The following is a 26,797-nucleotide window of genomic DNA, read 5'->3' on the forward strand; positions in this document are numbered from 1 at the left end:
GTGGCGGCTTACATCGGGCTGGCGTTTAAGGTGCGGGAATTCCGCTTCCGTAAATGGGTGGTGGAATTGCCATCCCCCCGTATGGCCATTATGCAAACACTGGTGGCTACGGCAGAGGTTGCGGCTACGGCCAGCATTGCTTTTGTGCTGCTTCCTCCCAGTGCTGGGGTAGATTTTGGCTCGTTTCTGGCCATTTACATTGCATCTTATACAGCCGGGCTGGTGGCCAGTGTGCCGGGTGGTTTGGGCGTGTTTGATGGGGCCATGCTACTGGCTTTAGGCCCTTATATGCCTGCGCCACAAATTTTGGGCATGGTGCTGATTTTCCGGCTTTTCTATTACATTATTCCGTTGTTTCTGGCGGGTATCATGTTTGCCGGGCATGAGCTGTTTTTGCGTGGCGATGCCGCTCTGGCAGAAAAGAAAAACCGCAAGATACAAAATAACCCAGATGCCGCCACGGCCCCTATGCCCATGCAGCGCAGGCCCAGCCAAGTGGTGCGGGAAAGTGAAGCCGCTTTTTCTGTGGCTGTGGCAACGGGCACGGTTTCACTTTGCGGGGTTATGCTGATCTGTCTGGTGATGCTGGACCCCGTGCCCAAATTTGCCATGGTGCCAGAAAGCCTGCTGACAATGGCCCGTGTGGGCGGCAACTATGTGCTTTCCCTTATGGGGGTGGTGCTTATCAGCTTGGCTATTGGGCTTTCCCAGCGGGTTACGCTGGCATGGCGTGGAGCGCTTTATCTGCTGCTTACCGCAACTGTGCTGACATTTTTACGGGGCAATACATTTTTTGTGCCGGTTATGCTGGGGCTTTCCGCGCTGTTTATTGCGCCGTTCCGCTCCTGCTATTACCGGCACGCGCGGCTTTTGAGCGAACCTCTTTCCACCGGTACTCTGCTATCTTTGCTGCTGTTATTTGGGTGCGTCATCGCGTTGGCAACACGGCATGATACATCTGGCAGTTGGTGGCAGATGATGTTGGCTACGCAGGCCCGTGGCTCGGTCAGATGGACCATTGCGCTTTCCGTAGGGCTGGCGCTGTTTGTTGTGGCGCGGTTGATGTGGCCGGGGCGTATTATCGTGCGTGAGTGGGATGAAGACGCCTACACACACTATAAAAATCTGGATCATGCTCTGCCAGATATTCAGGCCTTCCGGCCGCAAGGGTATGTTACGGGGGAAGCGGGAGAGGCCATTCTGCCGCTTTACCGGAGAGATAGCTATCTGGTGGCATTGGGTGATCCGGCAGGGGAAGAAGCAGACAGTATTTCTGCTATCTGGAAATTTCGGGATCTAGCCTTGCAGGAAGGCCTTAAACCCGTGTTCTGGCAGGTGGGGGATGACTTCCTGCGCATTTACGATGATATCGGGCAGAGTGTATGGACACTTAATGATGGCAGCAAATTTAATTTCTGCTATCCAGCGAACGATATTGCGCAGGCATCACGCTTTGTTAGAACGTACAAGGGTGGTGCGGGCAATTTGGTGCCATCAGATTTTTCGTGATTAAATGGTGTTTCCTCGGGTAGAGGGCGGATGCCTCGGACAGAACGGTGAGGGGTTATGTCAGCTCATTTTCCCGCAATGCTGTTAACGGCAACAGCATTTACATCCTCTATTTCCTCGTTTCTGCTGGCGTTTCCTGCGTTGTTTTCCATCGTCAACCCGTTTGGGGCTGCGCTTATTTTTGCGCAGGCAACGGCAGGCCGCTCGCAAACTGAAATTATGGCACTGGCGCGGCTGGTGTCTTTTTATTCCCTCTGCCTCATTATGGCTTCGCTTTGGCTGGGCAGTATGGTGCTGGCGTTTTTCGGTATTACCGTAAACGCGCTGCGGGTTGCGGGCGGGCTGGTTGTGGCTGTGCGTGCGTGGGATCTGCTGCAAAGCCCGGAAACCGTTGAGGCGCAAAAGGAAAAGCAGGCCTTACAAGGTGGCCGTACGGTGATGGCCCCCAATTGGGCCGATGCTGCGTTTTTCCCGCTTGCCATGCCATTTACGGTGGGGCCAGGCACAATTGCTGTGGCTATTGCCCTTGGTTCTGGCTGCCCATCGGATGAGCCTTTTTGGGCATACACCATTGGCACCACGTTGGCTGGTGTATGCGTGGTGGCTATTGTGTGGGCCGCCTATTCTGGTGCGGATAAGCTGGTATCCATGCTGGGTGTTACCGGCACGCGTATTGTTAGCCGTATGGCTGCGCTGGTGCTGCTGTGTATTGGCGTGCAGATTCTGGCCGCAGGTGTGCAGGGCTTTGCCATAGATATGTGGCGGCACCTGCTGGCCATAAAATTACACGCGTAACGCCATTAAAGGCGTTATTCTGCCACAAGCTGGGTTACGCAGCTTTCATGCGCGCCCAGCGCGTGTTGCAGTTGTTCAAGCTGTGCACTTGCTTTTTCTGCAAAGCCAAAAGGCGGCCGTATAACAAGTAAGCCTGCGCCGTTAAGCTGATCCGGGTTGTGTGGCGGCTGCATAAGTAACTCCGCCACGCAGATATTGCGGATACCGGTGGCCATTAACGTTTCATGAAAAATACGAACGGGCGTGCGGTGCTTGATAGGATACCAAATGGCAATAATGGCATTGGCAAAGCGGGCCTGAATGGTCTGCACGGCTTGTGCAAGCCGGTCGAATTCCCCCGGTTCTTCAAATGGCGGATCAATCAGAATAAGCCCGCGCTTGGCGGTTTTGGGCGGAAGCAGGGCGCGCAGGGCTTCATAGGCATCTCGCTCGTGCACCGTTACATTTGGAGTGTTGGTAAATAGCCGGTAGAGGCTGCGCTTGTCTTCCGGGTGTTTTTCGCAACAAATGAGTGAATCCTGCGTTCGCAGCATCTGCGCAATAATGAGCGGAGAACCGGGATAAAACTCTGGGCCGCCTGCTTGTTTTACCTGTTCCAGCCAATCTGCCAGTGGGCTGGTAGCATCTTCATGCCACAGTTTGCCTATGCCATCTTGCCATTCCTGCGTTTTTTCAGCTTCGGGGCTGTGCAGATCATACCGCCCGATACCGGCATGTGTATCCAACACCATAAAGGGCGCAGGTTTGCGTAAAAAGCTTTGCAGCAAGGTGACAAGCAAGGCGTGCTTCATGCAGTCGGCAAAGTTACCGGCGTGGTAGGCGTGGCGGTAGTTCATGTGGTGGGTGTTTCTGCTTCAAAACGGCTGGCCATGTCTTCCAGTGGCCAGCGCGGGCGGGGGCGTAGGGCGTTATCGTTTATGGGGGGCAGGTGGCGTGTGGCGGCTTCCTGCCACGTTTCCAAGGCTGCCCAACCCACCATAACGGCATTATCCGTGCACAAGCGTAAAGGGGGAGCTGCAAAGCGTAGGCCGCGTTGTGCGGCTGTTTTTTCTAAAGCCGCGCGCAAAACTGTATTGGCAGCCACGCCACCAGCAGCCACCAACAGTTTGGCTTCGGGCATCATATCTAGTGCGTGCTCAATACGGTTGGTCACTACATCGGCTACGGCTTGCTGAAAGGATGCCGCCAGATCTGCCGCAAACTGGCGGGGCAGAGGCGCCTTGCCAAAAGGTGCGAGCTTTTGGGAGATGGCGGTTTTTAGGCCGGAGAAAGAAAAATCGCAGCCCTCACGCCGCCAGAGGGGGCGGGGTAGGGAGACGGCTTTGGGGTTGCCTTCCCGCGCCAGTTTTTCCAATTCCGGGCCGCCGGGCCAGCCAAGACCCAGCATTTTGGCAACTTTATCAAACGCTTCACCGGCGGCATCATCAATCGTGCCGCCTAGTTTGCGGTAATGGCCTACGCCTTCCACTGCAATGCATTGGCAATGACCACCAGAAACCAGTAGCAGCAGGTAAGGGAAGGGGGCGCCATCGGGCACAATACCGGGCAGCCGCGCCGTAAGGGCATGGGCTTCCACATGGTTGACTGCTACAAACGGAATACCCAGCGCCAATGCCAGCCCCTTGGCAAAACCGCTGCCCACAATCAGCCCGCCAATAAGCCCCGGCCCGGTGCTGGCGGCAATGAAAGACAGAGTCGCGGGGGGGATGTTGGCATCCTGCAAAGTGGCCCGAACCAGATTCGGCAGTAGGGCCAAATGAGCGCGTGCCGCAATTTCTGGCACCACGCCACCAAAATCTGCATGCCCATCCTGAGAAATAACACGCTGCGCCAGCACGGTGCCATCAGGGGCCAAAATGGCGCATGCGGTTTCATCGCAAGAAGATTCAATGGCCAGTATTGGGCCATCTGGCCTGCGGTTTTGTGCGGTTTCGTTCATGGACGCATCATGCAAAACGGCGTATCCTTACGGTAACGCAATAGGTGGACGGGGGCGGAATGTTTTTTCGGTCGCGCAAGTTTTTCAGACCAGCCGGGCATCATCACTTCTTGTCCTTTCTCTACTCCCGGTAATAGACACTCTTATGGATTCAGCCTACCCTTCCTCATCCGCCCCTTCTCCTGCGTTGCAGGAACTTGCGGCGGAAGCGGCGGCCCGCCAGAAAAAGGCAAGTGGCCATTCTGGGCGCCGCACCCTGCCTTTGCGTGTTGGCACGCGGGGTTCGCCCCTTGCGCTGGTGCAAACGCGCGCCTTCCTTACCACACTGACACGCTTCTGCCCCGTCTTGCGGGATATGGGGGCGTTTCAGGAACACCAGATTAACACCACGGGTGATCAGGTGCAAAATCGGCGTTTGGCCGAAATTGGTGGTAAAGGCCTGTTTGCAAAGGAAATTCATGAAGCCCTAGCCGATGGGCGGATTGATTTTGCCGTGCACAGCCTTAAGGACTTGGAAACCACGCTGCCCCCCGGCCTTGTGCTGGCCTGCACCCTTAAGCGGGAAGATGCGCGTGATGCCCTTATCCTTAGCCCTGGCCTTGCGCAGTCCGACCCGGATGATCCGTATTCCGCCCTGCCAGAAGGTGCGCTTGTAGGCTGCGCATCCGTGCGTAGGCAGGCACAGATGCTGCATGTGCGGCCAGACCTGCAATTTGGCCTGCTGCGTGGCAACGTGCAAACCCGACTCGATAAACTCGCTGCCCATCAGTGTCAGGCTACGTTGCTGGCTTTGGCCGGGCTAAAGCGCCTTGGCATGGCAGAGCGTGCCAGCATTGTGCTGGACCCCACAGTTATGGTGCCAGCCGCAGGGCAGGGCATTGTAGGCGTAACCGTGCGCGAAGATGATGTTGAACTGCGCGAACTGTTATCTGCAATTGAAGATTACGAGGCCCGCGCTGTTGCCACGGCAGAGCGTTCTTTGTTGGCGGAACTGGATGGTTCCTGCCGTACGCCTATCGGTGGCTATGCACAGCTTCTTCCCGCCGAGGAGGGCAAAGACCCCAAGCTGCATCTTACGGGCCTTGTTGCGCGTGAAGATGGGTCTTTCCTGTTAAAGCGTAGCATTACTGGCATGCCGGAAGATGCTGCAAGGCTGGGTAAGGAGCTGGGTGAAAGCCTGCGCAAAGATAGCCCTTCTGATATTTTTGAGGAAAACTGAGGTAACGCCATGCGTCCGCGTGGTGTGATTGTTACACGCCCGGAACCGGGGTTGAGTGAAACAATGGCAGCCGTTGCGGATGCAGGCTGGCTGCCATTGGCCTCACCTGCATTGGTTGTGCAGCGGCATACGCTGCGTCTGCCCCAAAAATTACCCGTAGCCATATTGCTTACCAGTGGGCAGGCTGTTTCTGCTGTGGTTGTAGCCGCACAGCAGGCCAAAGCGCTGGATATACCGGTTTACGCAGTAGGGGATCGTACAGCCCAACGCGCGCGTGATGCCGGGTTTACATGTGTGAAAAGCGCAGATGGTGATGCCCGTGCGCTTGTTTCGCTTTTACAAACCCACCAACAGCCAGAACAAGGCAGCCTGCTGCTCTGCTCTGGGGCAAGACAGGGCGTAGAGCTTGCGGCTTGGTGCAGGCAGGCGGGGTTTAAGGTTATGCGCCGCGTTGTGTATGCGGCCAAACCGATCCAGAAAATAACCGAACAAACGCGTACAGCCATTCAGGCTGCCAAGGTAGCGGTCGTTCTGTTTTTTTCAGCAGAAAGTGCAGCAGGCTGGTTGGCAGCTTTGCCAGAAGTCGAGCAAAAGAGGCTGGCAGCGCAGGCGCGTGCGGTGGTGATATCTGGCCGTGTGGCAGATGTTTTGCGTAACGCGGGTTGGCACGATGTGCATATAGCGGCCCATGTTTCTGCCGCAGCGATTATGGAAGCTCTGGGGCTATATCACGTATAAAAAAAACCTCCGCACCCGTAAGTGCGAAGGCTTTTTGCAACCTTTAAAGCAAAGGCAACGAGATTATGCGTGGCCTGCTGCTTCGGGGAATTCTGCGCGGCGTGCCTGCCACAGAGCCACAAAGTCGATCGGCTGCAGCACGATGGGCGGGAAGCCGCCATCACGCGTTACATCGCTGATGATGTTACGGGCGTAGGGGAAGATCAGGCGCGGCACTTCAACCAGCAGGATCGGTTCGATCAGTTCCTGCGGCGGGTTGGTAAGCGTTACGACAGCGGCGTAAACCAGCTCGGTCAGGAACACAGTGCGGCCAGCGGGGCCACCTTCCTTTTCCGGGGCTTCCTTGGCTTCTGCCTTAATGGACAGAACAACCTCGTAAACCATCTGGTCATCCTGCAGGCGGTTGGCCTGCACATCAATGTTCACGCCAATCTGGGGCTGGCTGCGCAGGGTGGCAAAAATTTCTGCACCAACCGGCACTTCAAACGACAGATCGCGGGTGTACTGCAAATTAACGGCAAGCGGCAGTGCGGGTGGGGCACTCTGTTCTGTTTCAGACATCGGTTCTGCTTTCGTCAGCTTCAACTTTGGATACCCTTCGCGGTAGCATGCCCGCAGGCATCCGCCAACTGTAAGCGGCATGTTTGGCAGGGTATCTGGGCTGTGCGGGGCGTTTTATGCGCGCTTAGGGGGAAAAATGTTGCCAGTCTCCATTTTCAAAACTCTCCCCTGTCAGGCTCAGCAAAAACCACCAATGAGAGACCACAAGAGTTTCGGATGCTCTGGCATCCTGCGCCATAATCTGGCGGAACTGTTGGGCCCGGTTTTCCAGGCTTGCGCTGCTTTCTGGCAGCGGAGACCACCAGTGTTCATCTATGTGGGCAAAATCCAGATGTGGCCATGCTGATGCTAAAACAGAGGCGGGTGTACCTTTATCGCAGGAATACATGCCGCGTTCGCGCACAAGCGGCATAATTTGTGGGGTAATGCCCAACCGCTGCGCCAAAGGCGTGGCGGTTTGCAGCGCACGTGTGAAGGGGGAAACCAGTATGCGCCGGATTCCCCTATCCGCCAGTTTCAGGCCCAGTTCCTGCGCGTGGGCCTTGCCCTCAGCAGAAAGATGTGGGTCTTCCAACCCCGGATCTCCCCCATGAAGGTTGTAATGGCGGTTGAATTCGCTTTCGCAGTGTCGCAGGATGATCATGATACCCGCAAGGTAGGAAGCATAATGCCCCTTTAGCAAGAGGGCAGGTGATTGTATCCCCCCATGCGCGTGACTATGTGATAAGTAACACGCGATTCTCCGGTTCTGTTTCATGTACTATGGCAGAACAGGCGCAAGGTTTTTGGTGGACGTAAGACAGATGGATTTTTCTCTCGGCCATTTCCCGGTCGATCTGGTGCTTCTGGCTCTGGTTGCGGCATTTCTGGTGCTGCGGTTGCGTAGCGTGCTGGGCAAGCGCGTGGGTATTCAGCCGGTACAGGTGCAGCTTCAGGTTCGGCCGGATGCAGCGCCCAGAGTGGTGGAAGGCAAGCCAGAACAGGCCGAAGCTGCGGCGGAATTTGATATTCCTGCCCCGGGTACGCGCGTGGGCACATTGCTGGCAGATATCCGGCAGAAAGATCCTTCTTTCACACCTCAGCAGTTTCTCAACGGTGCGCAAACTGCATTTGCGCAGGTGGTGGGGGCCTATGCACAAGGCAACCTGAATGTTCTGAAAACGTACCTGACACCTGCTGTTTTTTCTGCATTTGAGGCAGGCATTACAGCCCGCACCAATGCAGAAGAAACGCAGCGGACAGATGTTAAAGCCATTCGGTCTTTGGCAATTGAAGATGTGCGTCTAACACCCATGGAAGCCGGTACGGCAGCCGCTATTGATGTGCGCATTGTTTCGGACCAGATCAGCCTTGTGCTGAACAAGGAAGGGCAGCCGGTAACAGGTACGGATGCCGTAACCGAATTTTCCGATCTGTGGACTTTTGAGCGCTTGCTGGATGTAAATGGCAGCACATGGCGCCTTGCGGCGGCGCGTAGTGCGTGAAAGCTGCCAAAGGTAACGGGGCATCCCGCGCCAACACCACCCACACCAAACCACCACGCGCCCGCCGTTATAAAATTGGGCAGCAGGAAATAGTAATGGGTGATTGCCTGCGTGCGCTCAAGCGCGTGCCGGCGGAATCGGTGGATGTGGTTGTTACGTCTCCCCCTTATAATATCGGCCTGTCCTACCGTAGTTACCCGGACAGGCGGGAAGAAGAAGATTATCTGGACTGGATGCTGGAGGTTGCGCAGCAGTTGCAGCGCATCCTTAAGGATGATGGGTCATTCTTCCTGAATATTTCCGGCTCATCCGCACAACCTTGGTTGCCGTTTGAGCTGGCAGTGCGGCTGCGTGATCTGTTTGTGCTGCAAAACCATATCTCGTGGGTGAAATCCATTTCCGTGGGGGAAGATAGCTTCGGGCACTTCAAACCCATGAACAGCCAGCGGTTTCTGCACCGCGGGCATGAACATGTTTTCCACTTCACGCTGCACGGAGATGTGCGGCTTGATCGGTTACGTGCCGGGGTGCCGTATAAGGATAAATCCAACATTGCCCGGCGTGGCCACAGGCAGGATAGGCGCTGCCGGGGTGATACGTGGTTTATCCCGTATGAAACCGTGCGGGGCCGGGCAGAAAAGTTTGATCACCCCGGCACCTTCCCCGTAGCGCTGCCTGAACAGTGTATTCTGTTGCATGGGCGAGAAGGTGCGCGCGTGCTTGATCCATTTATGGGCACGGGCACCACACTGCTGGCTGCCCAAAGGTTGGGCTGTTACGGGCTGGGGATGGAGTTGGACCCGGAATACGTGGCTATTGCCCGTGCGCGGCTGAAGGATGATTTGGCGTCCTGAACGCCTCATCATCGAAAAGATCAATCATTAAAATAAAAACAATCGTTTGGACATATTGATATGTATCAAACACAATGCAGGTAACAGCGCATAAAAGCTATTCAATCAAGGCGTAGAAATTAGGAGACCGGGTTTTGAAACGATTAGTCGTGTCAGCAGTAGGTGTAGCTCTGCTGGCTTATGGTGGCACAGTCGCTTACCTGCAGCATTTTGACCACATTACAGCACCAGAATTACCAGCATCTTCCCCCACGCTGAAAGATCCCGTGGCGCTGGCAGCATTTAACGCCCTGCGTGAGGCGCGGTGTGATTACTGCCATGCCGAACAGCGTGATCTGCCGTTTTACTTCCGTGTGCCGGTTGCCAAAACGCTTATGGAAAAAGACCGTGCCAACGGGCTGCGTCATTTCCGTGTAGAACCAGTGCTGGATGCGTTTGAACAGGGCACTGTGCCTACGGAAGAGCAGCTTTCCCGCATTGAGGAAGTGATTACGCAAAACCGTATGCCACCCAACCTGTATCTGATGATGCACTGGCACGCCCACCTGTCCAATGCAGAGCGTGAAGCTGTGCTGAAATGGGTGCAGGATACACGCCGCAAAAACTACAACAACACAGGTGCGGCAGAGCAGTTTGCAGCAGAGCCTATTCGCCCTGTGCCAGAAAGCGTGGAAGCCAATCCGGCAAAATGGACGCTGGGGCGCAAGCTGTTCTTTGATAAGAGCCTGTCGGGCGATAACACGCTTAACTGCGCAAGCTGCCACGGGCTGGATACCGGCGGGGTGGATAATCTGGTTACAGCCACCGGCATTGGTGGGCAGAAAGGCCCCATCAACACGCCTACTGTGTATGATGCCTACTTTAAGATGGCGCAGTTCTGGAACGCCCGTGCCACCACGCTGGCAGATCAGGCCGCTGGCCCTGTTATGAATCCGGTGGAAATGGGTTCCCATAACTGGGAGGAAGTGGCCAACAAGCTGAACGCCAACCCGGAATATGCACCGCTGTTCAAGGAAGCATTTGGCCCCGATGCCAAGGTTGATGAAAAAACCATCACCACGGCTATTGGCGAGTTTGAAAAAACGCTGGTTACGCCAAATGGTGCCTTTGATGAATACCTTAAAGGCAAACCGGACGCCATTAGCGAGCAAGCTAAACGTGGCTATGAACGCTTTAAGGCCATTGGCTGCTCTGGTTGCCATACCGGCATTGGGGCAGGTGGCCGCGGCATGGAAATCATGGGTCTTGAAGGGGATTATTTCAAAGACCGTGGAGGCAAGCTGACGGATGCTGATGAAGGCCGTTACGCGGTGACACATGAAGCGGGTGATATGAACCGTTTTGTTGTGCCCAATTTGCGGAATGTTGAGCTGACAGGCCCATACTTCCATGATGGCAGCGTAAAAACCTTGGATGAAGCCGTGCGCAAAATGGCCCGTTACCAAACCCCGGATCAGAACATCTCTGATCAGGATGTAGCGGACATTGTGGCCTTTCTGAAAACGCTGACAGGGCGTTACGATGGCAAGCTGCTTACCAACAGCAATCCAGCCGCCAAACAGTAAATCTGGCGTAAAAAAAGCAGCCTTCTAAATGGAGGCTGCTTTTTTCTTTTCTTGAAAGATGGCCCGCAGGCAGGTGATAACCAAGCTTGGCGGGCCATTTTTGGTTTTAAGGTATGAAACGTAGAGGGTGATGTGAACAGGCGTCGGCGGCACTTGCAAGAGGGGGAAAAGGCGTTATGGGCGCTTGTCGTGCGGGATGTGGCCCCCCTGCATGTGGCCGAACTTGTGCCACCCGCTGCACAGAACGAACCAGAGCCACAGGCTATTCCGCGTGCTCAGGCTAAGGTGGGCAAAAAGTCTCAGGCCAGTGGGCTTATGGCGTCTTCATCTGGTGGTGGAAGCGGTGTGGCGGAAGCCGGTTATGGTTTTATGGCTCCGCGTGCTTCAATTGCGGGCCCACGTGTGCAGCAGGCTCCGCGCCCGGCAGAAACCATAGGCAAACGCCAACCCGGAGTGGATGATTACAGTTGGCGGCGCTTTACCCAAGGTAGTTTCAAAGTAGAGCGGCGGCTGGATCTGCACGGTATGGTGGCGCACGAAGCTTTCCATCGGCTGATGGAGTTTATGGACGTGGCTACCCATAGGGGTTTGCGCTGTGTGGAAATTATTACTGGTTTGGGCACAGGGCAGGAAGGCGGAATTTTACGGCGCGAATTGCCGCATTGGCTGGAAAGGCCAGAAATCCGCCGCCGCATTCTGGGGCTTACATATCCTCATGCAGGCAACCGAGGGTCTGTTCGCGTATTACTGCGTCGGCGGCGTTGAAAGTAGCGCCGGGGGCGTGGCATCGCGCCAGCGGGGCAGGCTTTGGGCAAACCAGCGGCGCAGCGCCATCAGCACGTGTGGCTCGGGCATAAGTGTTTCATAAAACGGGATGCCAGCCGTGCCAGCCAGAATGGTTTGGTTTTCTGCCAATGCGGCTTGCTGAATGGCTGGGTGGTTTGCGCATATTTCAGCCGCATGGCGCCATTGGGCAATACTGTCTGGTTGCGTAAGGGCAGGCAGCACAAGCCCAGCACGCAAGCTGCACGCTGCGGCAATGGCCCCCCAAGCAGGTAGCAGAAACGCAGGTTGGGAATATTTGTGTTCCTGTTGCAGCACAGTGAGCAGATCTGGCAGCAGATTGGGCTGGTGGATCTGCATATCGGGCCGGGCGTTATTGATAAACAGAGGCGTAAAACCCGCAGCCTGTAAGGAGGCAATACGGCTGGGATAGCTGGCATCCAGCGGCAATTGGATAACGTCTGTCTGGCCTGTCTGTAACGTGGCCATTGCGGCTTCTGGCGTGGCATGTCCGGCTACAGGCTGAGGGCGCAAGCCCAACATATCCAGCGCCAGAACGGTGGTTAGCTCTGGCCCTGTTAGTTTGGAAACAGCAACACGCGTAAGCTGCCCGGTTAGACGAGCACGGAAAGACTGATGCAGGCTTACGCGCCCTACGGCAACGCTAGGTTGTGCCACCAGAAACACCGGGGCCCAGCGTCGATAATCAAAATGAATACGTGGCCCACCCAACATGGCAGAAAGTATAGCCGTACCAGGCACCATAAGCCCAACAGGGCCGGGGGTTGTTTGCTGCTGTGTATCAAACAGATTAGCCCCGGTTATGCCATCCCATCCGGTTGTAGGGGTAAGCTGTAAAGGCGGGCTAAGGTGTAGTTCTTCTTCTAATGCAGGCGCCAGCAAACTGGCCCAACGTCCACATTCTGAAGAAGTGGCGCCACCAATAATAAGCGCAGATCCGCTATCCGCACTGGTAGAAAGAGAATCCTCCGCATGTGCTGTGTGCGTGCCCGCCATAATGGCCGCACCGCTGCCCAGCAGAGTGCTTAGAAACATGCGGCGCGAAAATTGCCGTTCAGGCATCACAAAAAGTCGGGGCTGATCAGCGTGGGGCAAGCGCGGGAGATCCTCTTCCTGTTTCTCCATCATATTAAGCGCATATGAGGGAAGAATCACGCGTGTTTTATTATGGCCATTTTACTTCGGGCGGCATGCTCATCAGAATGGCTTCTGTATGGCCGCCGGTTTTCAGGCCAAACAACGTGCCTCTGTCATGTAGCAGATTGAATTCCACATAGCGGCCACGGCGGATAAGCTGGGCCTCACGCTGCTTTGGTGTCCAGGGTTCCATCATGCGGCTGCGAATAATTTCGGGAAACACGTTCAGAAAAGCCAAGCCTACATCTTTTGTAAAGGCAAAGTCTTCCTGCACATCACCACTGTTCAGCCGATCATAAAAAATACCGCCCAAACCGCGAGGTTCATTACGATGGGGTAGGAAGAAGTACTTGTCACACCATGCCTTGAAGCGCGGATAATATTCTGGGTCATGCGCGTTGCAGGCCTGAGCAAAAGCGGCATGAAAGCGTGCGGCGTCATCCTGCGCTTCTGCGCTGTCGGGAAACATGGGGGTAATATCCCCACCGCCACCAAACCAGCCTTTGGTGGTGATAATCATGCGGGTGTTAAAATGTGCGGCAGGTACAAGTGGGCTGCACATATGCGCCACCAGGCTGATACCCGTGGCAAAAAATGTGGGATCTTCTGCTGCGCCGGGAATAGTGGCAGCAAATTCCGGCGTAAAGGTGCCCTGCACGGTAGAAACGTTTACGCCCACTTTTTCAAAAACACGGCCATGCATTACGCTCATCACACCGCCGCCGCCGGGGCTGCCATCTTCGTTCTGGCGGTTCCAGCTTTTGCGCTCAAAACGGCCTGCGGCTTCATGGCCGGGTAAAACGGGGCTGTTCTGTTTTACGGCGTCTTGCTCAATGGCTTCAAACGCCGCGCAAATTTTGTCGCGCAGGCTTTCAAACCATTGGCGGGCTGGTTCCCTCAGGGCTTGGTGGGCAGAAACATCAGCGGTGTTGGTGGGCGTCATGAACTGTCTTTTCCTCATCGTCCTTACCTGAAGCTGCCATCTGCTTACAGGCTTTCAAGGGGTGCGCTTTCTGGCGCATCATTGCAAGATGAACCCGAACATCGTTAAACCAACAGCAGCTCTGCACGGGGCAGGAACATGTACCCTATAAGTGGCGTAAGGGGAGAAAAGGGCAAGATGGCAGCAACACCAGCCCGCCATACGGAGCAGGCAGAAAAGGAAGCGCGTTCCTTTTTACAGCAGGCGGGTGCTTATGCACGCCATTATGGACGCCTGCCTTTGCCCGCAGATCTGAACTGGTGGTGGACCATTGGCGCCATGCTGGTGGCTGTTTTGGTGCTTATGCTATTCACGGGGCTAACCCTTACACTGGCGTACACGCCAGATGCCTCGCTTGCTTTCGGGTCAGTTGAGGCCATTGAACGCCGAATGCCTTCTGGTTGGTTGCTGCGCGCCATGCATATGACAGGGGCCTCGGTTTTTATGGCGGCCTTGTATGCGCATTTGTTGCGTGGGCTATATTACCGCACCTATTTGCCCCCACGGCGCGGTATATGGTTAAGCGGGTGTGGCTTGCTGGTTTTGGTAATGGTAACGGCATTTGCAGGCTATGTGCTGCCTTGGGGGCAGATGTCTTACTGGGGCGCAGATGTAGCCGCCAAGGCTGTAGGGGCTGTGCCATTTATAGGGCAGGGGCTGGAACAGGTTTTTCTGGGAGGTGAAAGCCCGGGCACACCCACATTGCACCGTATGTTCACCCTGCACTTTTTGTTGGCATTTGTTATTATCGGGTTGGTTTTGGTGCATGTTGTTGTTGTGCATGCAAAGGGAAGTTCCAGCCCTTCCGTTCAACCCGAAATACGCCGGAAATATCTGCCATTTTACCCGTATTTTACCACGCGGGATATTCTGGCCATATTGGTTATGGCCTTGGGTTTTGTAGCAGTGATGTGCTTTTGGCCGGGGCTGATAACAGAGCCAGCCAATTATCGCCCAGCCAACCCGTTGCATACTCCAGCCGATATTGAACCCGAATGGTATTTTCTGCCGTTTTACGGAATGTTACAGGTTGTGCCTTCCAAGTTTTGGGGGCTGCTTGTTTCTGGCGGTGCGGTGGCCGTGCTGTTTGTTGTGCCGTGGTTGGATAAAGGAAGCCGCATAGCAAACAGCGGCGTGGCACGGTTAACAGATGCCGGGGCACTGCTGGCATGCGTAGGGGCGGCAGTTACTGCCGCAGCGGCTGGCGTGCATCATGCCCAAGGTGGGTGGCTTCTGGCGGGGCAGGCTGCCTGTTTGGTTTATTATTTGTATTTTCTGGTTTTTCTGCCCTTACGCACCCGTTTTGCCGGGAGGGAAGCATAATGGTGCAGAAAACATACCATGCATTCTGGTTCCATGCCGGAGGGATGGTGCTTTTAGGCGCTTTGCTGCTGGGGCCAGACATTGCGCAGTCTGCACATGCGCAACCTGTTAAAGCGCCTGTGCAGGATTGGTCTTTTAAAGGGGCGCTGGGGCATTTTGATCTGCCATCTGTGCAGCGAGGATATGCCGTGTTTGCCGGGGTATGTGCCTCGTGCCACAGTTTGTCTGAAGTGCGTTTTTCTGATCTCACAGATATGGGGCTGACACTGGAAGAAGTGGGGGCTGTTGCCGCAACATGGCAGGTGGCAGACGGGCTGGATGCCGAAGGGCGGCTCAAACACCGTAATGCCCGGCCAGATGATGCGCTTTCATCCTCCTATTCCGGGCCGGAAGCTGCGCGTGCAGCCAATGGGGGCGTGGTGCCGCCTGATCTTTCGCGCATTGTGCAGGTTTACCCCGGTGGGGCAGATAGGCTTTTTGCGCTGCTCACGGGCTATAAGCCAAATGCGGTGCGTGTGCCGGGCAAAGGGTTTGCCAATTCCTTCGCTATTGGCCATTACACCGCCATGCCGCCGCCTTTGCGGGAAGGTGCGGTAAAATATGCAGATAACACTCCCGCAACCGTTACGCAGGAAGCGCGGGATGTTACCACTTTTCTTGCGTGGGTTTCTGCACCGCATCAGGATACCCGCCGCCGTGTTGGCATAGGTGCAGGTTTGTATCTGTGCTTCCTTGCCGTGTTGTTTGTGATTTTAAACCGGAGACTCTGGTCGCATGTCAGAAAATGAAACTGTGGAACCCGTTATTGGCCTGATAGGCGGGTCTGGCCTGTATGATATTGATGGGTTGGAAGAAAAGGAATGGCGCACGGTAGAAACGCCTTGGGGCCTGCCTTCTGACCAGCTTCTTTTCGGGCGGCTGGATGGCGTGCGCTGCGTGTTTCTGCCGCGTCATGGCCGCGGGCACCCCATTCCACCCTCACGCCTGAATTATCGGGCCAATATTGCCGCCATGAAGATTTCTGGCGTGACAGACATTGTCTCACTTTCCGCTGTGGGGTCTTTGAAAGAAGAACTGCCGCCGGGGCATTTTGTGGTGATTGATCAATTTATTGATCGCACTATTGCACGCACCAAAAGCTTTTTTGATACAGGCTGTGTTGCGCATATTTCCATGGCGGACCCATTGTGCAACCGTGTGGGGGATGCGCTAAAGGCACAGGCAGATAAGCTGGGCATTACCGCAGTGCGTGGCGGCACCTATCTGGTTATGGAAGGCCCGCAGTTTTCAACCCGTGCAGAAAGCGAGCTATACCGGAGCTGGGGTTGCTCCGTTATCGGCATGACCAACATGCCAGAAGCCAGCTTAGCGCGTGAAGCCGAAATATGTTACGCCACGGTGGCTATGGTGACAGATTATGACTGCTGGCACACGGAGCACGACAACGTAACCGTAGAGAGCGTTGTAAAAACCATGCAGGCGAACTCGGCTAATGCCAAAGCGCTGATTAAAGCTGTTATTCCTGCTTTGGGTGGCAAGCGCCATAGCTGTAGCGCAGGCTGTGATCATGCATTGGAACACGCTATCATGACAGCGCCTTCTGTGCGTGACCCGGAACTGGTGGCAAAGCTGAAAACCATTGCGGGCCGCGTTCTGTAAAATTGTAAATACAAGGCATGAAGTATCAGGTTTTTAGTGCTTCATGCCTTAAGTTTTTAAGGTTTCCTTAAAAGCAGGAAAACTGTGGCGCATGGCAAAATCAGCCCGGATATCTGTCTCTTTGCTTATGGTGTGTTTGTTTGCTGGCACTGTGTCTTCAGCGCAGGCGCATCGGGCTGTAAGATTTTGCAAACCGGATGATTTATCAGTGCAGTTTGATAACGGGCAAGGTGAGTTTGATGGCATGTCTCACAGCGGGGCATGGGTTGTTCTTTTTAACCGCAGTGCTACGCGCTGTGCCTGCGTTGCCGGTTATACAGCTTGAAAATGCTCAGGATCATGTTCTTGCGATAGGTAAAGCAGCGCAACTTGCCCCCAACCAACAGCCGAGCCAGAAAATACTTAAACCCCACATGCAGTGGCGGGCCAGCATGTATTGGGTTTCTGGCAACGTGTATGATGGGGGCCAATGTGTTTCACCCACTCGTGCTGTGTTGAAACTTCCTCTGGGTGATGTGGTCGTTAATTTTCCAGCACGCACATTATGTGGGCCACCCCAAATGCCGCTTACGTTTGAGCAAGGGCAATTGCAGCAGGCAGCGCGTTAACAAGGCAAAGCGTGTTCAAAACCTAATGCTGTGAGTATTGCAGCGGCATCAGGGGTGCACTGTTTTTTATTGCAGGCTGTTCACCTTTTCCGATTTCTCCTTTAGGACGCCTCCAAACCTTTAACCGGAGAGCCGGATAGTTATGCCGCATGTTTTCCTTCCTGTACTGGCGTTTGCTGCTGCGTGGGGTGTTCTTGTTTTAACACCGGGCACGGAAACGGCCCTTATTATCCGGCTAAGCATCAGTGTGGGGCGTACAACCGCTATTGGTGCGGTGCTTGGCATTGCTGCTGGCCTTACCTTGTGGGGGATTGGCACAGCAGTTGGGTTAAGTGCGCTTATTGCGGCATCTCATACATTGTATCTTGTGCTGGAATGGGCCTGCGCAGGATATCTGCTCTCTTTAGCTTTTCGGTTGTTGGTTAATGTCCTGCGTTCCACGCCAGAGACAGAAACGGATTCCGAAAATAAGGCCCCCAAGGCATTTTGGTCTGGCTTCCGGCGCGGGATGTTTACCACAATTTTAAACCCCCTTGTTGGGGTGTTTGATCTTACAGCCTTTCCACAGTTTATTCCCGCAGATGTTAACGCCGTAACATACGCACTTTTACTGACTGTGGTGCAGGCTGTGTTAACACTGACATGGTATTTTACATTGGCCTTTACAGCACTGTTCTTTAGCCGCTTTCTTACTAACCCGTTTGTTATTCGTGTTCTGGATGGGTTAACGGCCTTGGTTTTTATTATTTTTGCCGTAAGGCTTGTTATAAGCGGCTAATGGAGAACGGTTAAGAAAACTTTCGGAATCTCTTCATGTTTTTCTGAAAACGGGATTCCTTGGTTTTCTGCTGCATGGCAATTAAATGCCGGAAAGCAACAGACATAAGCGCACAGCCAATAACAAACCCTACAAGGGTGAACATTACCAAGGCAGATGTGCTGTAAACAGCCCATGATCGGGTATCGGGCAGGGCGTCCCATATGGGTTTCAGCCAGCTTATACTGTGCGGATCATGCACCGGTATGTTCGCACGCAGCATGGCATCCTTAATAATTACCATTAAGGTTAGGGGTAATGAAAGCGCCATTAAAAAAGCACCAGATACCCATAGCAGAATGTATCTTCGTTCCTCTGTGCACATTTCATTTTTTCCCTTACATGTTCTTGAGATCATGCAATTGTGCATAAGTAACGCCACAGCTCTGCTTGAAGTTGCGTGCTACGGAAAGGCAGGGAGATACTTTGGCTTTCTGTCGCAAAGTATTTTTTGAGTATCTATTGAAAATAGTTGAAAGTTTTTGTTGAAACGGCAAGCTAAAATAAATTACGGCGGATAGGCCTGCGTGTAGCAGGCCCTCCACCATAAAATTTTAGAGGTGTGTGAACAGGCTTTTTTCCGATAGGCGAGATTTGGGCAGCTTGGCGTTAAAATCTGCATCGGAATGATAACCGAGAGAAACCAGAACAGCGGGGGTAAGCCCTTTTTCTTTCAGCCCCAGTTCTTTATCCAAAACGGCGGCATCAAACCCTTCCATAGGTGTTGCATCTACCCCCAGAAACCCGGCTGAAAGAAGCAGAAAGCCGAGTGCAATGTATGTCTGCTTTTGTGTCCATGCCGTTAGATCGCCTTCCTGTTCATGCAGGCCGACAAAGGTGTTCCGCCCTTTGGTAATGGACTCTTTAGTGGCGTCATCTGCATAGCGTCCGTCTATCTGCTCCTGATCGGTGATGGTCTGGAGGTATTCGGCGGGCAGGCTGGTGCGAGCGCAGAGCGCGATAACGTGGGATGCATCTGTAACGCGTGAGAGATTAAAAGCGAACGGGCCGCTGGTGGCTTTGGCAATACGGGCTTTGCCTTCATCATTATCAGCAACAAAAAAATGCCATGGCTGAGAGTTTACGGAAGAAGGGCTATAGCGCAGCGCTTCCAGTAACTGGGCAAAGATATCTGCCGGAATTTTGCGGGTTTTATCGTAAGCTTTGGTGGTATGCCGATGGGTAAGGGTTTTAAGAAACGTCACGGCTGCTCTCCTAAGCTTTATCAAGGGGGTAACGGTAAGCGTAACTTCGTAACCCCAAAAGGTCACGGGGCTTTACGTTAATAAATGCTATGCTGTGGAATATGCAGCCAAAATAGAGTGGAAGCTTGGCTGCAAAAAGCGGCTTACAGCATGGTGTGCGCTACGCGGCAAGCTGCCAGATCCCATACTGCGCATCCAACGGATTTAAAGAACACGGGCTGCGTTGGGTCTGGGGGCGTATCCAGTGCTTGTGCCAGTGCGTGCACATTGTTCCAGTTTACGCCTGCTTGCAGAATGTCTCCGGCTTCTGTTGGCGCGCCAACGGGGTCATCCACATAAAGCTGGCTGGCACGTACAGTCTGGGGCGCAATTTCTGCCATATCGGGGCGGTAGGCGCCTACGCCAATAACAAGGCAATGCGGATCAGCTTTTCCATCATAAATGGGGGTTGTGCTGGCTGTGGTGGTTATCACAACGTCAAATGGAGTTTCTCTGGGGGCTTCTGGGCGTAGTGTCAGTAAGTGCGTTGCGTGCTGCTTGCAAAAATGCTCTGCCCGTTCTGGGGTGCGGCCACGGATAATAACCTCGATGCCCGGATACAGGGCGCAGAGCGCCTCTACATGCGCAAAGGCTTGGGTGCCTGTGCCAATAAGCAACACCCGATTGACTGCGCCAGTAGCAAATGTGCGTATACCCAGCATGCTCATGGCTGATGTCCGGCGCATTGTTACGGTGGGGCCATCCAGATTGAAAAGGAAGCGCCCATTATGTGCATCTGCGCATGTAATGATGCCCTGTATGGTGGGAAGGTGGAGCGCAGGATTGTTGCCAAAAATTGTGAGTATTTTGGTGGCAATCAAATCTTCCGCCACGGTTGGCATACACATGAGCGTGCCATTGCCATCTTGGGTAGGAACAACGGTGCGCGGAGGGCAGGTAATGGCGCCGTTTGCGTAATCGCGCACGGTGCGGGCCAGCATGTTCACCAATGCAGGGAATGGTAAAAGTGCCTGTGTTTCTGGCGCACCATAATATTGCATGTGGGGTGTGTTCCATATTTTCAGTTCAGGACGATGGCGCGGATTGCACTGCGCAACACAATGCACGTCAAGGTACAAGAACTTGAAAAATATGGCGCGCTACAGTGTTGAGGTGGTGCCAGTGCGTAATCTTCGATGAATTGGAAAGATTCTGAATAATTCTGGCGGAGGTATATCAGCTATGTGGAATGTGATCGAAACTGCTGTGGTCTAGGAACGCTATCTCTGTGGGATAGGACTGGGAAGCGTTGTGATGATATTCATTATGGAAATGACCGTAATAGGGTTTGTAGCATCTCTGCTGATAGCAAAAACAACTGATGCCTTAGCCAATGTTGTCAATATCTGGCCTGAAGATTGGGGATGATCTTCTTTATCAAGAGGATAGAGCGTTAAACGCGATGTTTCCGCTTATGTGCGGCCGCCTTGTAAAAGCAACTTGTGGGCCGATAAGGTGTTTATACGTTAACAGGTAGGGGAGAAGCATGGTGCAGCGCGTAATTGCCGGACTGGTGCTTGTTGGCCTTCTGCCTATAAGTGCAAATACTGTGTGCGCTCAGAATACGGGCCAGAATCAGCCAGAAAAACCGCCCACTACCTATTACTGGCACAACTGGGCGGATCATAACGGCGTAAGCCATATGACAAAGTGCCCACTCCATCATTATACTCTCAAGACAATGAACAAGCCTGCGGCACCTCAATGGTCAGATGAGCTTTTCAAAGGAGAAGCCCGGATTATTTCAACAGTGCAGCCCGACCATTGGAACGGTGTTTGGCATACTGATCCCAAGGTGCAGTGGATTATTCCACTGCAAGGCACGTGGTTTGTTCAGGCAATGGATGGCACACGTGTTGAAATGGGGCCGGGGGATATATCTTTAGGTGAAGATCAAAGGACACTCCCTGATGCGCAGGGGCATAAAGGACACTTGGGCGGGAATGTGACATCCGGCCCGGTAACGCTGATGGTGATTCAGTTGGCCGAAGCGCCTACAGTGGATGAAGCATGCCGCTTCAAATAAAACATCAGGCTTGAAGCACTTAAAATAAGGCGCAAGTGAACGCAACGCGCACATCACTAGGGCGTGTCGTCAGTTAGTTCCTCATGATGGTTGAAACGAGTTGGACGGCTGTAAGGAAGGTTGATTCCGGCTTGTTGTAAAGTGGAAAAAAGATCGTCACCTGCGATGACGCTGCTTCGGTTGGCACGATAGAAGGGTGACACCAGCCGTATCTTCAAAATCGTCCGGATGTGCCGTGAGAGGCATGGACACGACATCGTCGCTCCGACGATGGTCGGCATAAACGAACCTCAAATAGTAAGACTGGTCGTCGTTCGAAGGGTCGCCATCAAACATTTTGTTCCATTCCAGCAGATCGCGCCGAAGTGGCGATCCGACGCCGTTGCTTCGGGTCCAGACCGCCGACACACAGGTTGAAACACGCTCGACGCGCATGATCAACCGCCCATTGAGAAACGCTTTTCCATCGAGCTCCTCGTTGAACATCGTATTGCCGTAGTAAGACTGTTCCTCCAAAGACTCCGGCTTGGTGCCCGCGTGTGCGGTGCCACCGATACAGACAGCGCAAATCAGGCTTAGGATAGCGCGGATCATTAATATCGTCCTTCCAGTAGAAGCATGGCCTCGTCGTGCCGTCTCTTGACCAGCCCCCTCAAGACCTTGCCTTTCGAGCGCACCTGCTCCTCGATTATTCTGACGGCCTTGCGTTTGTCGCCGCTGTTGATAGCAGCACGGACACCCGGCCAGCCTCGTCCTGGATTGTAGACGAACGAGACGAGGGCATTGAACTCGTTTTGTGTCAGGTAGACATGGGTGCCTCGACGAACGATCGCCTCGTAGCTCGGGAGATTGACTTGTAGAAGGTAACTCTGCTGATTGTTCGTCAGATTGACGAGATTTTTATTATCCCGGGCGAACTTCCTAGCCGCTTCGCCACGCAGGCCAGCACCCGCTGCCGCCTTAGTCGCCAGATCTGGGGGGATTTTTATGGACCGCAATTTCTGCTCGACCTCGGCCCGGGAACGGTCGCGCATGTCATAGCCAGGTCCAAGCGTTACCCCAGACGCCCCGCCCGGCCAGTGCAGATGGTTGCTGACACCCCTTTGCTCTTCATGGCGTTCAATAAAACCGCGTCCTTGAAGCGATGTCTTAGTCGCGCTGGGAGCACGTGACGATTCTGACGGTGACCGGGTGTAGGACGGATTACAGGTACAGTTTGAGCCAGACATGTTTCCTCATTTCTTGTGGCTTGATGCCACAGGTAAGCTAAAAAGTTAATCAGCATGTAGCCAGACCTTTGGCCCGGTTAGGGGGTTTCTGGTTTGGCAGATAGCGTCTGACGATGCTGATGCGTTGGTATTCGATATGATGTGTTCTGCAATGCAGACACAAAAAGCCCGCCGGGTCAGGGGCTTTGCGTGGCGTGATTGATCCTTGCCATAGCAATTTTGGAGAGGATCATGATTTTGTTGGAAAGTCCGGATCAGTGAGCAGCACTGCCGGAACTGTATTTAATATGTAGCAAAAACCGCGCGCGGATACCAAGTGGGAAATAGACTGGCTGAACGCCACCAATGTCTCGTTTTGAGAAATTTTTAGTCACTTGCACATTTCCAACATGAGGGCGGAGCAAAGCGCTTTTATCTGTTCACGCGGCTCTTGGTTGCGATAAGTGGAGCGATCAGATATTTTTCTGCCTTAATCTGTGGGGACAAAGCACAATGACTTCTCCCTTTTTTCCGGTCTGATTACTATTCAGGAACAGGTGGATGGGGAAATTTCGACGCTCTCGTTTTTTCGGATCACTGGTTGAACCGCGCAAAGACCGGGAAGGCTGGCTTCCCCAGCGTAAATTCGATCGACTGTGCCGCAGGGAATATGCCGCGTGGCGCATGTGGCGCCGCTTAAGAGGTATTGCATTGATAATCCTCTGCTTTCTGGGCTTCTGGGCCATGACTGCTGTATCATCGTTTCTAAATGGTCATCGTCAGTCATTGCCAGCACATGTTTCGCATCCTCACAAGCAGCATATGGAGAAGACACACGGCATCCACGAAAGCCGCACGTAGCGCACGCTGATGTAAGATTTCTGCTTTTCCGGGGTACTCAAATCCTCTTTTCGGGGAGACCTGCACAAATATATTCATTCATTTAAGCAGTATGTCTGATTCATCATCTTCTGTTCATGTTATTTCAGGTCTTCCTAGATCTGGATCTACTCTTTTAGCAGCACTGCTGCGGCAAAATCCTCAGATTATTGCTGCACGTCACAACACGCCCGTAATGCCAATGCTCATTCGGATAATGTCTCTTATGAGTGAGGGAGAATACCGGACAGAATTCAAGAACGGACAATGGCAGCAATTGATGCGTGGTATTGTTCGTTCTTATTTAAACCCCGGTGCCCAGAATCATGTCATGCTAGACATTAATCGGGAATGGTGCGCGCACGCTGGATTGCTAAATAGTCTTTATCCGCAGGCAAAGATTATCTGCTGTGTGCGTGATCCTGTCTGGATACTTAACTCGTTTGAACATCTTATCACACGGGATCCTTTGTTGGGATCACAGTTGGTGCCGATTGCACATCGAGGAAATCAGCATGACCGTATTGATTACCTCGTATCGCGTGATGGGGCCTTCGGTTATGCGTGGCGGTTACTAACAGAAGTATTTTTTGGCCCATTTTCGGATAAAGTTATTTTTGTAGACTATGACAGGTTCGTTAGGGAACCTGGATTTGTCATGGAGCGCCTCACTCAACTCTTGGGTATTCGTCCTTTTGCATATAATTTCGAGCATATAGAAACACCAGATGCTGCTGCATTTGATGCCGCACTTGGCACTCCAGGCTTGCATTGTCTGCACCAAAGTGTGGTGGCCAGTCGAAAACGATTGATTTTGCCGCCTCATATCGTGGAGCGCATGGCACATCAGATGTTCTGGCGAAAACCAGATTTAAATTCAGGAGGCGCCGTAGTTATCGCCTGAGACGAGGTATCCGCCGGAGTTCGGAAGGATTGATGCCAAATTGCTTACGAAACGCTGCTGAAAAATGCCCAGGATTTGCATAACCTAGCCGTGTTGCAATGGTTAGTATGGATTCATCATCTTTAACAAGCTGGCGGTAAGCTTCGTGCATGCGTTCTTTTTGAAAAAGCGCGTAGATGGTACTGCCAAACAGCATACGAAAATGTCGTTGCAAGCGTGAGACGCTCATTCCCGCATGACGGGCAAGCTGATCCACGCGGGGTGGCGATGCAAGATCTGCCAGCAACATATCGCGGGTATCGTTCAATCTGCGTATTTCGCGCTCGGATAACGAGATATTGGGAGGTGTAATATGGCAGATCTGTTCAATGAGCGACCCCATAAAAGACAGGCTTTGTCCGAGCATTTGCAACTGGCTGCCTGGTTGTTTAGGGCTTGTGCTTACGCTTCGTAATGCATTTGCAAAAGAAAGAAGCTGCCGTCCGCCACGAACCTGATTAAAATAATGGCCAGAACGCAGTTTCTGATCAAGACATGTTGCATCTTCAGCTGACAGACTGGCCAGAGTTGTGGGGCTGAGTGTGATTGTTACGCCAGTTCCGGCCCCGGCTGTTTTTGTAAAATCAATGCGACATCCAGGACGATATGCAACATAGGCATCATCGGGCCTGCTTAGGGTATCGTAAGTTGTCAACCCATCCCAACACCGTGTTGCCATATGAGAATTTCCGCCTGTGTAGGCTCCAAAATAGATCAGGTCATCATCATGGTAGGCGGAATAGCTGAAGTCATGTTTGGTTTGTGCGTCCCAATACAGGATTTGTAGGCCGGTCTGAAGAGCAATCAAGCGCGTATAAGCGTTGAGTCTTATCATGGAAGATTGCGTTATGTCTGTTTGACTGCTTTCTGGTGCATCTAGTGGGGGAGTGGTCTCTATGCTTTTTTTTGTCATCGTTATGACGCTTCTCTTGGTTTAAAAACGATAGAAATTGAAATTATATCTTGAGGAATGATAAATTATATTTCTTGAAATGTTATTCTGTCTATTAAGCAGCCCAGTAATGCTGCAAGATCCCCCCAGCTCCGGATCACACCAGCCGCATTCATGAAAAACGCGTGATTGCGAATACGATTGTCTTCAGTTTAATGCCTGCGCATTAAATACCATAGGTTTGAAAATTTCCTCAACCACGTTAATCCAGAGATACATGATTTTGGAAAACTTGATGCGGTCAACATCATCGATCGCATACGTGCCGTATGCCGGTATCAAGCAAATCCACCGCTGTGGTTCCAAGGGTTTTTGAAGGTGGCTTCTGGAAAAGCACAGGAAATCTGGTAGGCAATAGGGGTTTTGGGGCCAACATTGCAAACTTGGAGGCCATAGGCTTGGGAGAGGTTTTTAAAAGGAGACGCATAAAGAGGAATGGCGGCTCCTTTATTACTGTGTTTCCCGCAATTATTTTCACGCCCTTGTCTATGCGCCAAGTCCCTAAGCTATGGCTAGAGGCCGTATGGCTTTTCTAGTCGTGTCGGCTTACGCCTTCATGTCGAACATCTGTGTGTGGTTAAACGCCCTGTCGTTTCATTCTTCACATCGAAGGAAGACGTCGAACGTGCTATTCACAAAATGCTCAAGGATAACGGCCCCAGAATTGATCGCTGGCTCAAGAACGAAAACAACACAGTTTGACGGATATACCTCTGGAAGGGGAACTGTCGTTATTGAGAGTGCCAATCGGCAGCGCAAGGCTGCGCGGCACATTCAAGTGACACTTATCAAAAAAGAACACAATGAAATGAGTTACTATGTCTAAACTGTTAAACTATACTAAATATGATATTATTGACATGTTTCCGCGTTTAGCCGATCTGGGCGCCAGCTCGTTTGGCGAAGACGCAGATACTTTTGGCGACACGCTGTTCGAGGTCATTGAAGATGCGCCGCGGGGTCATTTCCTGCCGTTCAAGCAGCAGGCAGTCAACGAATTAAGGACGTTACTGGCGTATAGCGATGTAGACCTCGATCGCGTCAGTTGGGCTGTGCTCAGCATAAACCCCACGGCGGATGTTGAAGAACCACCCAACTGGGGCAGTTTTCCAAGCCTGCGGGCATTCTGGTCAGCCGTTCTGCACGCTTTTGAAAATGACCCCGAAGTGCGGGCGGGAAAAGAGATTGACCCCGACATGTAAGATGGCACCCTAAGAGCCAAAGGCTACCTGCGTTTTGGGAAGGGCCGCATTTTCATGAATGCCAAGATGGTGCAGGCCGGATATTGATAAATTAACATATGAGGTGATTCCCAATTTTGGGGAATTTGGCCTTAAATGGCAGTTTTCCGGTGCTTTTTGTTGATTCCCAAAGAGGCATGATTCTGGCAGGAGATGCTCTTACACTCGAGTTGGGTGCCTACCTACATATCCGTAATACGCCGCAGCAGTTAAGCGGTATATCCGCCTATGTGGAACTGAGCGGGGGCTTATCTTCGATAGTTCAAATGTCAGCTGTGAGGGAAGCGGATAGTCTGTTTTTGGAATGCCA

At 53.0% G+C, this 26,797-nt stretch carries 28 protein-coding genes; 16 read left to right on the forward strand and 12 right to left on the reverse strand.

Going from position 1 to position 26,797, the window contains the following annotated elements; all coding sequences use genetic code 11:
• The coding region (locus FKW31_RS13135) for a lysylphosphatidylglycerol synthase domain-containing protein (protein WP_150178751.1) at nucleotides 1-1,509 on the forward strand (1,509 nt) is incomplete at its 5' end.
• 57 nt (nucleotides 1,510-1,566) lie between these two features.
• A complete protein-coding gene (locus FKW31_RS13140) occupies nucleotides 1,567-2,304 on the forward strand; it encodes a MarC family protein (protein ID WP_006116198.1) in 738 nt (245 codons plus the stop codon).
• A 14-nt stretch (nucleotides 2,305-2,318) separates the two neighbouring features.
• On the opposite strand, the gene FKW31_RS13145 is transcribed toward FKW31_RS13140, so the two are convergent.
• Together FKW31_RS13145 and tsaD are read right to left on the reverse strand one after the other, a co-directional pair.
• The gene (locus FKW31_RS13145) at nucleotides 2,319-3,140 is read right to left on the reverse strand and encodes a 23S rRNA (adenine(2030)-N(6))-methyltransferase RlmJ (protein WP_150178752.1); all 822 of its coding nucleotides are present in this window, start codon (nucleotides 3,138-3,140) and stop codon (nucleotides 2,319-2,321) included.
• Nucleotides 3,137-4,243, reverse strand: coding sequence for a tRNA (adenosine(37)-N6)-threonylcarbamoyltransferase complex transferase subunit TsaD (tsaD, locus tag FKW31_RS13150; protein WP_150178753.1), 1,107 nt, complete (start codon nucleotides 4,241-4,243; stop codon nucleotides 3,137-3,139). Before tsaD ends, FKW31_RS13145 begins: the two co-directional genes overlap by 4 nt.
• Nucleotides 4,244-4,388: 145 nt before the next feature.
• Here tsaD and hemC point away from each other — a divergent pair, with 145 nt between their 5' ends.
• Nucleotides 4,389-5,462, forward strand: a complete 1,074-nt coding sequence (gene hemC, locus FKW31_RS13155; protein ID WP_035353999.1) for a hydroxymethylbilane synthase — start codon at nucleotides 4,389-4,391, stop codon at nucleotides 5,460-5,462.
• Between the two features lie 9 nt (nucleotides 5,463-5,471).
• Complete coding sequence (locus tag FKW31_RS13160) at nucleotides 5,472-6,200, forward strand: uroporphyrinogen-III synthase (RefSeq protein ID WP_150178754.1); 729 nt, start codon at nucleotides 5,472-5,474, stop codon at nucleotides 6,198-6,200.
• 63 nt (nucleotides 6,201-6,263) lie between these two features.
• Here the strand turns inward: FKW31_RS13160 and secB are convergent, their stop codons facing one another.
• Complete coding sequence (gene secB, locus FKW31_RS13165; protein ID WP_003628317.1) at nucleotides 6,264-6,761, reverse strand: protein-export chaperone SecB; 498 nt, start codon at nucleotides 6,759-6,761, stop codon at nucleotides 6,264-6,266.
• 124 nt (nucleotides 6,762-6,885) lie between these two features.
• Complete coding sequence (locus FKW31_RS13170; RefSeq protein ID WP_006116191.1) at nucleotides 6,886-7,518, reverse strand: histidine phosphatase family protein; 633 nt, start codon at nucleotides 7,516-7,518, stop codon at nucleotides 6,886-6,888.
• Between the two features lie 46 nt (nucleotides 7,519-7,564).
• Here FKW31_RS13170 and FKW31_RS13175 point away from each other — a divergent pair, with 46 nt between their 5' ends.
• From FKW31_RS13175 to FKW31_RS13190, 4 genes are all read left to right on the forward strand, one after another.
• Entirely contained in the window at nucleotides 7,565-8,245 is a 681-nt protein-coding gene (locus FKW31_RS13175) for a Tim44/TimA family putative adaptor protein (RefSeq protein WP_035353993.1), read from the forward strand.
• Nucleotides 8,242-9,099 carry a site-specific DNA-methyltransferase gene (locus FKW31_RS13180; RefSeq protein WP_006116189.1) on the forward strand — a complete coding sequence of 286 codons (858 nt, stop codon included), beginning with the start codon at nucleotides 8,242-8,244 and terminating at the stop codon, nucleotides 9,097-9,099. Before FKW31_RS13175 ends, FKW31_RS13180 begins: the two co-directional genes overlap by 4 nt.
• 134 nt (nucleotides 9,100-9,233) lie before the next feature.
• On the forward strand, nucleotides 9,234-10,664 hold the full coding sequence (locus FKW31_RS13185) for a cytochrome-c peroxidase (RefSeq protein ID WP_006116187.1): 1,431 nt from the start codon (nucleotides 9,234-9,236) through the stop codon (nucleotides 10,662-10,664).
• 132 nt (nucleotides 10,665-10,796) lie between these two features.
• On the forward strand, nucleotides 10,797-11,429 hold the full coding sequence (locus tag FKW31_RS13190; RefSeq protein WP_150178755.1) for a Smr/MutS family protein: 633 nt from the start codon (nucleotides 10,797-10,799) through the stop codon (nucleotides 11,427-11,429).
• Here the strand turns inward: FKW31_RS13190 and FKW31_RS13195 are convergent.
• Entirely contained in the window at nucleotides 11,409-12,623 is a 1,215-nt protein-coding gene (locus FKW31_RS13195) for a hypothetical protein (protein WP_150178756.1), read from the reverse strand. The two genes, FKW31_RS13190 and FKW31_RS13195, sit on opposite strands and share 21 nt — an antisense overlap.
• A 10-nt stretch (nucleotides 12,624-12,633) precedes the next feature.
• Nucleotides 12,634-13,548: an oxygen-dependent coproporphyrinogen oxidase gene (hemF, locus tag FKW31_RS13200; protein ID WP_150178757.1), complete on the reverse strand. Its 915-nt coding sequence runs from the start codon at nucleotides 13,546-13,548 to the stop codon at nucleotides 12,634-12,636.
• A 138-nt stretch (nucleotides 13,549-13,686) separates the two neighbouring features.
• Here hemF and FKW31_RS13205 point away from each other — a divergent pair, with 138 nt between their 5' ends.
• The 5 genes from FKW31_RS13205 (at nucleotide 13,687) to FKW31_RS13225 (ending at nucleotide 17,955) form a co-directional block, all read left to right on the forward strand.
• Complete coding sequence (locus FKW31_RS13205; RefSeq protein ID WP_150178758.1) at nucleotides 13,687-14,910, forward strand: cytochrome b N-terminal domain-containing protein; 1,224 nt, start codon at nucleotides 13,687-13,689, stop codon at nucleotides 14,908-14,910.
• Nucleotides 14,907-15,698 carry a cytochrome c1 gene (locus FKW31_RS13210; RefSeq protein ID WP_150178787.1) on the forward strand — a complete coding sequence of 264 codons (792 nt, stop codon included), beginning with the start codon at nucleotides 14,907-14,909 and terminating at the stop codon, nucleotides 15,696-15,698. Before FKW31_RS13205 ends, FKW31_RS13210 begins: the two co-directional genes overlap by 4 nt.
• Complete coding sequence (locus tag FKW31_RS13215; protein ID WP_006116180.1) at nucleotides 15,685-16,569, forward strand: S-methyl-5'-thioadenosine phosphorylase; 885 nt, start codon at nucleotides 15,685-15,687, stop codon at nucleotides 16,567-16,569. Before FKW31_RS13210 ends, FKW31_RS13215 begins: the two co-directional genes overlap by 14 nt.
• Nucleotides 16,570-16,808: 239 nt before the next feature.
• On the forward strand, nucleotides 16,809-17,177 hold the full coding sequence (locus tag FKW31_RS13220; RefSeq protein WP_238332841.1) for a hypothetical protein: 369 nt from the start codon (nucleotides 16,809-16,811) through the stop codon (nucleotides 17,175-17,177).
• Nucleotides 17,178-17,319: 142 nt separating this feature from the next.
• Complete coding sequence (locus tag FKW31_RS13225) at nucleotides 17,320-17,955, forward strand: LysE family translocator (RefSeq protein ID WP_063353772.1); 636 nt, start codon at nucleotides 17,320-17,322, stop codon at nucleotides 17,953-17,955.
• 10 nt (nucleotides 17,956-17,965) lie between these two features.
• Here FKW31_RS13225 and FKW31_RS13230 read toward each other — a convergent pair whose 3' ends face one another.
• The 3 genes from FKW31_RS13230 to FKW31_RS13240 all read right to left on the reverse strand — a co-directional run bounded on the left by FKW31_RS13230 (nucleotide 17,966) and on the right by FKW31_RS13240 (nucleotide 20,239).
• Nucleotides 17,966-18,319 carry a hypothetical protein gene (locus tag FKW31_RS13230; protein ID WP_035353987.1) on the reverse strand — a complete coding sequence of 118 codons (354 nt, stop codon included), beginning with the start codon at nucleotides 18,317-18,319 and terminating at the stop codon, nucleotides 17,966-17,968.
• A gap of 229 nt (nucleotides 18,320-18,548) precedes the next feature.
• Entirely contained in the window at nucleotides 18,549-19,199 is a 651-nt protein-coding gene (gene nfsB / locus FKW31_RS13235; protein WP_150178759.1) for an oxygen-insensitive NAD(P)H nitroreductase, read from the reverse strand.
• Between the two features lie 143 nt (nucleotides 19,200-19,342).
• Nucleotides 19,343-20,239 (reverse strand): delta(1)-pyrroline-2-carboxylate reductase family protein, encoded by an 897-nt coding sequence (locus tag FKW31_RS13240; protein ID WP_150178760.1) that lies wholly within the window; start codon nucleotides 20,237-20,239, stop codon nucleotides 19,343-19,345.
• Nucleotides 20,240-20,724: 485 nt separating this feature from the next.
• Here FKW31_RS13240 and FKW31_RS13245 point away from each other — a divergent pair, with 485 nt between their 5' ends.
• Entirely contained in the window at nucleotides 20,725-21,264 is a 540-nt protein-coding gene (locus tag FKW31_RS13245) for a hypothetical protein (protein WP_006116171.1), read from the forward strand.
• 156 nt (nucleotides 21,265-21,420) lie between these two features.
• On the opposite strand, the gene FKW31_RS13250 is transcribed toward FKW31_RS13245, so the two are convergent.
• The gene (locus tag FKW31_RS13250) at nucleotides 21,421-21,858 is read right to left on the reverse strand and encodes a hypothetical protein (RefSeq protein WP_150178761.1); all 438 of its coding nucleotides are present in this window, start codon (nucleotides 21,856-21,858) and stop codon (nucleotides 21,421-21,423) included.
• Nucleotides 21,858-22,298, reverse strand: a complete 441-nt coding sequence (locus tag FKW31_RS13255; RefSeq protein WP_089178773.1) for a glycoside hydrolase family protein — start codon at nucleotides 22,296-22,298, stop codon at nucleotides 21,858-21,860. The genes FKW31_RS13250 and FKW31_RS13255 overlap by 1 nt, the downstream gene beginning before the upstream one ends.
• Nucleotides 22,299-23,424: 1,126 nt before the next feature.
• Here FKW31_RS13255 and FKW31_RS13260 point away from each other — a divergent pair.
• Nucleotides 23,425-24,255 carry a sulfotransferase gene (locus FKW31_RS13260; protein WP_150178763.1) on the forward strand — a complete coding sequence of 277 codons (831 nt, stop codon included), beginning with the start codon at nucleotides 23,425-23,427 and terminating at the stop codon, nucleotides 24,253-24,255.
• Here FKW31_RS13260 and FKW31_RS13265 read toward each other — a convergent pair.
• A complete protein-coding gene (locus FKW31_RS13265) occupies nucleotides 24,245-25,129 on the reverse strand; it encodes a helix-turn-helix transcriptional regulator (RefSeq protein WP_238332842.1) in 885 nt (294 codons plus the stop codon). The two genes, FKW31_RS13260 and FKW31_RS13265, sit on opposite strands and share 11 nt — an antisense overlap.
• Nucleotides 25,130-26,064: 935 nt before the next feature.
• Between FKW31_RS13265 and FKW31_RS13275 the strand changes: the two genes are divergently transcribed.
• A complete protein-coding gene (locus FKW31_RS13275) occupies nucleotides 26,065-26,448 on the forward strand; it encodes a hypothetical protein (protein WP_238332843.1) in 384 nt (127 codons plus the stop codon).
• Nucleotides 26,449-26,797: the final 349 nt, after the last annotated feature.

Source organism: Acetobacter sp. DmW_136, from assembly GCF_008690365.1.
Taxonomy (GTDB): Bacteria; Pseudomonadota; Alphaproteobacteria; order Acetobacterales; family Acetobacteraceae; genus Acetobacter; species Acetobacter oryzifermentans.